Consider the following 7,144-nt stretch of genomic DNA (forward strand, 5'->3'; position numbering starts at 1 on the left):
CTGAGGTCATCTTCATCGTCGTCTTCCGGCCAGAGCCGGACTACGTCCTTTGGCGTCAGTTCTTCTCGTCGTTCAGGCCCGCAAGGGTCTGCAGGTACGGCACGTGCCGGACGGCCTGCTCCGGCTCGTGAAAGCTCTTCAGCCAGCTTCTGGCTTCGGATATTTCAGTGAGCCGGTTATCGCTGCCGCCGGCCTCCGCCATGTGTCCGAGCTCGGTAATAAGCGATTGCACGCTTATTTCCTTTTCGCCCAGCGCCAGGCTCAGTGCCGCTTCGCCAATAATGACGTGCCCTTTCCCGTCGTGTTGAATAGACAAATTTACTACCTCCGTTTTACGTTGATGACAGCCTCACGTCACACTGTAGACCCCGCTGACGAAAGCGCCCGGAGGATATTCTGAAAAACCCTTATTCCGTAATAATTTATTTCAATAATTATGATGAGAGAGCTCCGCGCGTCAGAATTTATCGTTTCTGACGCGCCATAATGTTCATTCTGCGTGTCACCACGCCCGTTACCGGTCCGGTTTGAGAATGGTCAGCCAACTGCTAAGGTGCCCGTGACAATCTGCGGCAATACGGAGCCTCAAATGCTTACAACCATAATTTACCGGAGCCACCTCGCCGATGAGGTGCCCGTCCGCATCCTGCCGGGCATGGTGGAGAAGGCCAGCCTGCTGAACGCACGGCATCAGGTAACGGGCATCCTGCTGTTTAACGGTACGCACTTCTTCCAGATCCTGGAGGGCCCGGAGGAGGGCGTGCTGGACATTTACGCTCGCATCTGCGCCGACCGGCGCCACCACAACGTGGTTGAACTGATGCGCGACTACTCACCGTCACGTCGCTTCGGCAATCACGGCATGGAGCTCTTCGACCTGCGCCACCACGACAGCGGCAGCGTGCTGCAGGCGGTGCTTGACCGCGGCACGTCTAAATACCGCCTGACCTATGACGATCGCGGCCTGCAGTTCCTGCGAACCTTCGTGGAAGCCCGGGAGAAAGAGAACTACTTTGAGGTCCTGCCCGCCAACTACTGGGACTTTGTGCCGGACGAGAACGGGTCACCGGCCCCGGCAGCGGGCGGCGCCTTCCGCCCGGTGGTCGACCCGCTCGGACGTGAGGTCACGGCCCTTGAGGCCCTGCCCGGTGACGCGCCGGCGGGGCTCTCCGGCGAGGCGCTTTACGAGCACAATCTCGCGGCAGTCACCGGGGCGCTGAACAGGGCCGGCAGCTCGTGCCCGGACGACATCATGCTGTACGTCAGCATTCTGCCCATGACGCTGGTCGCCCTGCCGGACGCCGTGGGCCGGCTCGTGAGCGCCATCGACAGCGCCGGACTGGTGCCGCAGCAAATTATACTGGGCGTCAGCGAGACGGAGGTTATCTCTCAGCTGGAAGCATTTTCCGCAGCGGTGCGGCAGCTGAAGCAGGCCGGTATCAGTCTCTCAATTGATAACTTTGGTGACGGCTCAGCCGGGCTGTCGCTGCTGGCGCACGTGCAGCCGGACCGCGTACGTATCGGCGCCGGGATCGTGCGCAACATTCACCGCAGCGGCCCCCGTCAGGCGGTGGTGCACGCGGTGCTGCGCTGCTGTTCAGCGCTGGAGATCAACGTCATCGCGGCAGGCATCGAGCAGCCGGAGGAGTGGATGTGGCTGGAGGCGGCCGGGGTCACTGATTTCCAGGGCGCGCTGTTCACCGCAGAGGGCGCGGCCGTTGCCTGGCCGGAGACACGCGAGGCCGTCTGAGGCAAGGTGCAGAACAGGGGGCCCGCGGGCCCCGGATGATTAACAGGCGGCGACCTGCTGAGGCGGATGCTGCGCGGCCATGACGGCCGCCGGCACGTCGGCCTTTTCCTGCCGCAGGGTTCTGCCGCGGTTGGCCTTTTCAAGCCAGGTGCGGAAATGCGTCATCATCGCCGCCGCGTGCTGCGCGTCCGGCGTACGGTAAATCAGCAGCCGGCTTTTGGTCTGGTTTGTGCAGTCGATGGCGTAAATCTCGATGCCGGCGTCGCGCTGCTCGCTTTCAATTGCTGTAAATTGCATCTGAGGCCAGCGGTTCACCTTCAGCATAAACTCACTTAAAATCATTTTTTTTCCTTTTATTGTTTTAAAAACGGTACTCTTTCACTGGTCCGCCCAGTGTAGAACGGGTTGCAGACTCTGCAAGCCGTCAGCGGGATATCAAGCGTAAAGGTTTCGTAAGCCCCCTGTCTCAGCACCGGAGATAACTGCAGCATGCGCCAGCGGGAGATCTCCGGCAATCTGCCGGTGGGCTATCAGCGCAACAGTCAATAACCCACAAAAGAGGCAGCCATGCTCAGCGAGGACAGGCTAAGCCACGTCGCCGGTCATCCGGACAGCCATGACGCAGAGGCCGTGGCGATGGCGCAGGAGATCCTGCAGCTGCGCCGCACGCTGGGCGCGCCCTGGGCCGTGGTACAGCCGCTGGGCGCGCTGTATGTGGAGGACGGGAACGCGGCCATGATCTGGCCGGCGAGCCTGGCGGAGCACGGCGACGTCTGCCTGTACCGCCTGGAGAAGCCCTCTCCGATGGCGGAAGCCGCGCCGCCCGCGGCAAAGCAGCGCGGCCGGAGAAAGAAAATGCCGGCGCAGGAGTAAGTTCCCCTCATAACAGCGCGACCGTGCCGCGTCCTGACGCTGCGTTGGAAAAGTTTTCTGCATGACAGAGTCCCCGTTCATGTTCGGGCCCGCTGCGCTGTGGTAAGCTCTGCGCCCGAAACCTGCTGCCGGATAACCCCATGAAAAATGACTTTGAAGAAAAAATGGCCGACATCATGATTGGCGAGGCCGTTACGGCGCTGCTGGACGAGGACGTCGCCATCAGCTGGGCCGTGCTGACGGAGCGCCTGCGCGCGGCTATTGAGCATGAAACGGATGAAGACCGCGTTCGCGCGGGGCTGCGCGCTATTGAAGAGGTCCGGCGGGAAATGCAGATTCGCACCGGTGAAAAGACCGGGGTGACCGGCGCTGACGGTCTGTCAGCGCAGAAGCTTCACTAAGGTCACCCGGGGCGCTGCGGTATCCCCGGGGTCGCCTTTCTGATATACTGTACACTTATCCACCTTACGGACGGAGGTCATATGAACGATGACACCACCGCCGAAGATATCTACGCCGTTATCGGAACGGTCGTGGCGCGCCTTCTTAAGCCGGACCAGCACCTTACCCTTCACGAAATTACTAGCGCCCTGCACGGCATGGGCGAAGCGGCCGGCGCGGCGGGCGTGCGCGAAAGCTGCGCACGCGCCGTCAGGCTGCTGGCTCAGCAGATGCACTGACCTTCGGATTACCCCCGTTCTGACGTGCACCGCGCGCATAATGACGGCGACGTGCCACAATGAGAAGTGTGAAATCGTTTAAACCGGGAGATGCCTGTGAAAGTCTGGATTGCCGTTACCCTCGCCGCCGCCGTCAGCTGCTCCGTGTGGGCCTCAAAAGGGGGATTTGACTCCCCGGCAGCGCTGGCCGCCGCGCACGCTGTGCAGCAGAAGTAGCCTCAGAAGCCCTCGTCTTCGGGCGTTTTACCCACCACGATTTCCAGCGCGCTGCGCAGCACGTCAAGCTCGACCACGTCTGAAGTGCTCTCGAGCTCGGCGATAAGATAAAGAATGATCGCTTTGCTGGTGACCTTTTTGCCGTGAATAACGATGTCGCGGATGACGGCGTCCAGTACGGCGGTCTCGGCGGCCAGCGCGTCGCCGCCGCTGCGGAAGTGCTGGATGATGTCGGCTTCGGTGGTGGTGTGATGTTCGTTAAGCTGCATGGTGTTATCCGTCAGGCCCTGCGGGCAAATGTGGCCAGGCTGATGCCTGAAATAAAAACGGCCACCCTCCGGTGGCCGCGTCCTGCGGGCGTCCTGCCGCTCTCCGCGCGGTGCGGATATCAGTGCTTTTGAATATCTGTCACTGTCATTTCTTAACGTTGCTGACCGGGCCGCTCGGAGCACTCAGTGCCAGCACGTCTGCGTCGCGGCTCTCGCGCGACTGTGCAAATTCACTCTGTACCTTGCCCAGCGCCAGGGCGATGGCTTCACGCCTTACCGAATTCGTCTCGCCGCCGCTCATGGCGCGGAGTTGTCTCGCCACACCGGTTGCGCTAATGTGATCTTCACTGCTCAGCAGTGCGACAACGGCTTCGCCCAGCACAACGTCGGCGAGGCGCGTTAAGGTTAAATCTGTATTCTTCATACCCGCATCTTCCGGCTCATGCCCCTCCGGGCAGGATGGCAGGACGGCCATTCCGGGCGGTCCTGAAGGCACGCAGCGGTCGGCGCTTCATTACGGCGGGGTAACTCAGCGCTCAAAGAGCATGCCAATAAGCGTCTGGTAATGACGCTCTTCTTCCAGGCTGGATGCGACTTCGAGGCGGCGCAGCAGCTTGGTGCAGATGGCCTTACGGTTAAGGTTCTTGCCTGCGTGCAGGATTTCAACGACAATCTGCCCCAGCGTTTCCTGCTGGGTCGGCGCCGATGCCTTGCTGAAGTAGTGCGCAATGTCGCTGGCGGAATCCGGGAATCTCGTATTGCTCTGACGCATGGTGAACCTCTCGGTGGTTAAAATGTAGTCGGCTCTGTCTGACCGTAAAGTTATACAACCAAATCAAACTTGTACAGCAATTGTGTTGTTGTACAGCTTATCTTTTTGTGCAAAAAGTGCTAGGTGTTACTTAACAGTAACTTAGGTGAGTATCAGCGCGCGAATGATGAGCGGGTTAACGAAGGGGTTGTACAGCGGTCAGAACAGCATGGTCAGCTCAGGGGCTGGGGCACAGGAAAGAAGCCTGCCCGGTGTCACCCGGACAGGCGGAGGGGTGTCTTCAGTGCCTGAAGCCGCGGCCCGCTGCAGTGATCCATCTCAGCTCGTCCCGGTTGCCCGGTGATGACTCAAACCCGCGGAGCCAGCGTTTCGCCCCTCTTATCTGCACGCAGCGCGCAGGATTTTTCTCGGCGGCGGCCATCTCAGCCAGCTCGCGGATAAGCGAGCCAACGGTAATGTCCGCATTATTCATCGCCAGATGAACCGCCGCTTCGCCAATAATCATCTGGTTCTGGTCATGGTTATTATCAGGCATGCTCTGCTCTCCCTACGCCTTATTACGGTATTTCAGTGTAGTCGCTTAAGGGACTGAAAACCGGTTCCGTTTAAATACTTTCCGCGCATTATCCCGTCAGTCAGAATTACGCTCAGCCGCACAGCAATAAAAACACCCTGAATTCAGATGCCTGACAGGTTATCAGAGGTAACTGTCGGAAAATACTGAATTAACCTTATGTGTGGTCTGAAATCGTTTTCATCCTGAGGTGCAGTCTGAGCATGTCTTTGTTTCGGGATTTAATCTCAGAAGAGGATTTAACAGGGCCTGAAAAAAGGGAGGATAAGCCTGCAGGATACTGACCGTTAATATGTGCCGCATATAAGAAAAATCAGGGGGTAAGTCCGGGCGGTTATTCTCCTTCAACATCAGAGATAATTAGGAGATAAAGATTTCCTAATTAAGCGCGCCGGGATAAAAATTTACTTCCGGCGCGCGTCCTTGTGGTTTTATTTAAACTTCAGGCTTTGGGCCCCGCCGGCTGATAAGCCCGCCTTTACGGCCGGCCTCGCGCGCGCGATCGGGGCAGTTTTTGAAGTTGCCGCCGCTGGCGGCGCCGCCCTTGCTGCCCGCCTCAGAGGCGCGTGCCGGGTCGGCCGCGAAGTTTCCGGCTCCACCGCGTCTTACTGCTGTCATGATGTGTTCCTCAGATAAGAGTTGTCCTGTATATCAGACGGTTATAGTGTGGCACGTCTGTATAGGACTGCCTGTCTTCAGGACACTTTTTTTCAGGGGTATGACGGCGGACACGCATTACCGGGTGGCTGAATCTGAAATGCGGGCACGCCGGACCCTCGCGCTTGCGACTTCAGCGATATGCGCCAGGCTGTGTGCGCGGAACGGCGCGTAACATCCCTCCGGATGGAGAGTTGTTCTGCAGGCGCGCCGTGCCGCATTCGTATTACTTCTGCGCAGCGTTCAGGGGGTGCGTGCTGATGACAACCCGTCGCCGCAGGTGGCTTTCAGGCTCCGCGCCCCAGCAGAAGGCGGCCCAGTGGCCGCAGAACGCCAGCCAGCTGCGCACCGGGTGGAGGCAGCCCGACTCGCCCGTGCCGTCCCATACGTACACGTAGTGCTCCGGGTCGCGCAGCGCCCAGGCCACCATCCCCTCCCACATCACCTTTGCCGCGTTCGTCTGCGCGCTGTCGGTAATAATAATCGACCAGCGATGCAGAAAATGGCAGAAGAACCGGCGCGCAAGACCGTGCACCGCCCCCTCGTGCTGCGGCTGGCGGGTGCGCCAGACCATGACCTGTATGCAGGCGCGCTCCGGCGAGGTGAAGTCTTCAGTTTCTTCCAGCCTCACCGCATACACGGTCTCCGGCTCGGGCTCCTGCGTGACCAGCCTGAACTGTCGCTCTGCTCTGTTCTGCCAGAGGGCGTAGCCGAACGGCGTCACAAACCCGGGCAGCGTAAACGGCTCCACGTCACGGGCAAGAAACGCGCGGGTGTCGGCCCGGTTGGTGTCTTCCGGATTCAGTACCTGACTGAAGCTGGTATCGGGCAAGGTAATGGGCATGCTGTCGTCCGCCGTTACTTTTCTGTTCACTGAGCCTCCCTGATAACCGGAGCGTTAATTTATGTCGCTGAATTGTCTGCAAAAACGAATGGTGCTGTTTAAAAGACAGAGCACCGCAGGATAACTGCTGTACACGCGCCTTCACATCGGTTACTTTGCGCACGACCTCATTCACTACGCACGGGTATTTGATGCGACAGGACGGACTACCGCCGGAAAAAGAAGCCGGATTGACCGGTTATTTTAGCCAGGTCACTCACCCCTGCCAGATTGAGCTGCTGGGCCGCATCACCGTTGAGATCCTGCGACAGGAGCGGCGGCTGACGCGAACCGCTTTATGCCTCAAGTTGATAGCGCGCCTCGATGATTCCGGCGATGAGGCTGAGGCGGAACACCTGACGGCTCTGCTCCGGATGCTGTTTAATCGCTGAGTCCGGGATGTACTGCCGGCAGGGTGCCGGTTAAGTTATGTCCGCCAAAAAAAAGAGAGCGGCAAACGGAATGCCGTG

At 59.4% G+C, this 7,144-nt stretch carries 13 protein-coding genes; 5 read left to right on the forward strand and 8 right to left on the reverse strand.

The features are described 5' to 3' along the window. Positions 1 to 55: 55 nt before the first annotated feature. Positions 56 to 316, reverse strand: coding sequence for a hypothetical protein (locus FT726_RS25385; RefSeq protein WP_088516874.1), 261 nt, complete (start codon positions 314 to 316; stop codon positions 56 to 58). 273 nt (positions 317 to 589) lie between these two features. On the opposite strand from FT726_RS25385, the gene FT726_RS25390 reads away from it, so the two are divergent. Then, entirely contained in the window at positions 590 to 1,750 is a 1,161-nt protein-coding gene (locus FT726_RS25390; protein ID WP_346303664.1) for a diguanylate phosphodiesterase, read from the forward strand. 39 nt (positions 1,751 to 1,789) lie between these two features. Here FT726_RS25390 and FT726_RS25395 read toward each other — a convergent pair whose 3' ends face one another. After that, positions 1,790 to 2,074, reverse strand: coding sequence for a hypothetical protein (locus FT726_RS25395; protein ID WP_346303665.1), 285 nt, complete (start codon positions 2,072 to 2,074; stop codon positions 1,790 to 1,792). A 243-nt stretch (positions 2,075 to 2,317) separates the two neighbouring features. Between FT726_RS25395 and FT726_RS25400 the strand changes: the two genes are divergently transcribed. The 3 genes from FT726_RS25400 (at position 2,318) to FT726_RS25410 (ending at position 3,303) form a co-directional block, all read left to right on the forward strand. Then, complete coding sequence (locus tag FT726_RS25400) at positions 2,318 to 2,623, forward strand: hypothetical protein (protein WP_346303666.1); 306 nt, start codon at positions 2,318 to 2,320, stop codon at positions 2,621 to 2,623. A gap of 140 nt (positions 2,624 to 2,763) precedes the next feature. Beyond that, a complete protein-coding gene (locus FT726_RS25405) occupies positions 2,764 to 3,024 on the forward strand; it encodes a hypothetical protein (protein ID WP_222952491.1) in 261 nt (86 codons plus the stop codon). A gap of 81 nt (positions 3,025 to 3,105) precedes the next feature. Then, the gene (locus FT726_RS25410) at positions 3,106 to 3,303 is read left to right on the forward strand and encodes a hypothetical protein (RefSeq protein WP_346303667.1); all 198 of its coding nucleotides are present in this window, start codon (positions 3,106 to 3,108) and stop codon (positions 3,301 to 3,303) included. Positions 3,304 to 3,521: 218 nt separating this feature from the next. On the opposite strand, the gene FT726_RS25415 is transcribed toward FT726_RS25410, so the two are convergent. The 6 genes from FT726_RS25415 to FT726_RS25440 all read right to left on the reverse strand — a co-directional run bounded on the left by FT726_RS25415 (position 3,522) and on the right by FT726_RS25440 (position 6,665). Then, positions 3,522 to 3,788 (reverse strand): biofilm development regulator YmgB/AriR family protein, encoded by a 267-nt coding sequence (locus tag FT726_RS25415; RefSeq protein ID WP_222952492.1) that lies wholly within the window; start codon positions 3,786 to 3,788, stop codon positions 3,522 to 3,524. Positions 3,789 to 3,933: 145 nt separating this feature from the next. Further along, positions 3,934 to 4,212 (reverse strand): hypothetical protein, encoded by a 279-nt coding sequence (locus FT726_RS25420; protein ID WP_346303668.1) that lies wholly within the window; start codon positions 4,210 to 4,212, stop codon positions 3,934 to 3,936. A gap of 105 nt (positions 4,213 to 4,317) precedes the next feature. Beyond that, on the reverse strand, positions 4,318 to 4,560 hold the full coding sequence (gene ycgZ / locus FT726_RS25425) for a regulatory protein YcgZ (protein WP_346303669.1): 243 nt from the start codon (positions 4,558 to 4,560) through the stop codon (positions 4,318 to 4,320). 280 nt (positions 4,561 to 4,840) lie between these two features. After that, a complete protein-coding gene (locus FT726_RS25430; RefSeq protein WP_346303670.1) occupies positions 4,841 to 5,095 on the reverse strand; it encodes a hypothetical protein in 255 nt (84 codons plus the stop codon). 474 nt (positions 5,096 to 5,569) lie between these two features. Next, positions 5,570 to 5,752, reverse strand: a complete 183-nt coding sequence (locus FT726_RS25435) for a general stress protein (RefSeq protein WP_039337529.1) — start codon at positions 5,750 to 5,752, stop codon at positions 5,570 to 5,572. Between the two features lie 265 nt (positions 5,753 to 6,017). Then, positions 6,018 to 6,665, reverse strand: a complete 648-nt coding sequence (locus tag FT726_RS25440; protein ID WP_346303671.1) for a hypothetical protein — start codon at positions 6,663 to 6,665, stop codon at positions 6,018 to 6,020. A gap of 161 nt (positions 6,666 to 6,826) precedes the next feature. Between FT726_RS25440 and FT726_RS25445 the strand changes: the two genes are divergently transcribed. Beyond that, a complete protein-coding gene (locus FT726_RS25445; protein WP_222952497.1) occupies positions 6,827 to 7,066 on the forward strand; it encodes a biofilm development regulator YmgB/AriR family protein in 240 nt (79 codons plus the stop codon). The last annotated feature ends 78 nt before the right edge of the window (positions 7,067 to 7,144 follow it).

It is taken from the genome of Pantoea sp. Morm (assembly GCF_016643525.1).
GTDB classification, from domain to species: Bacteria; Pseudomonadota; Gammaproteobacteria; order Enterobacterales; family Enterobacteriaceae; genus Pantoea; species Pantoea dispersa.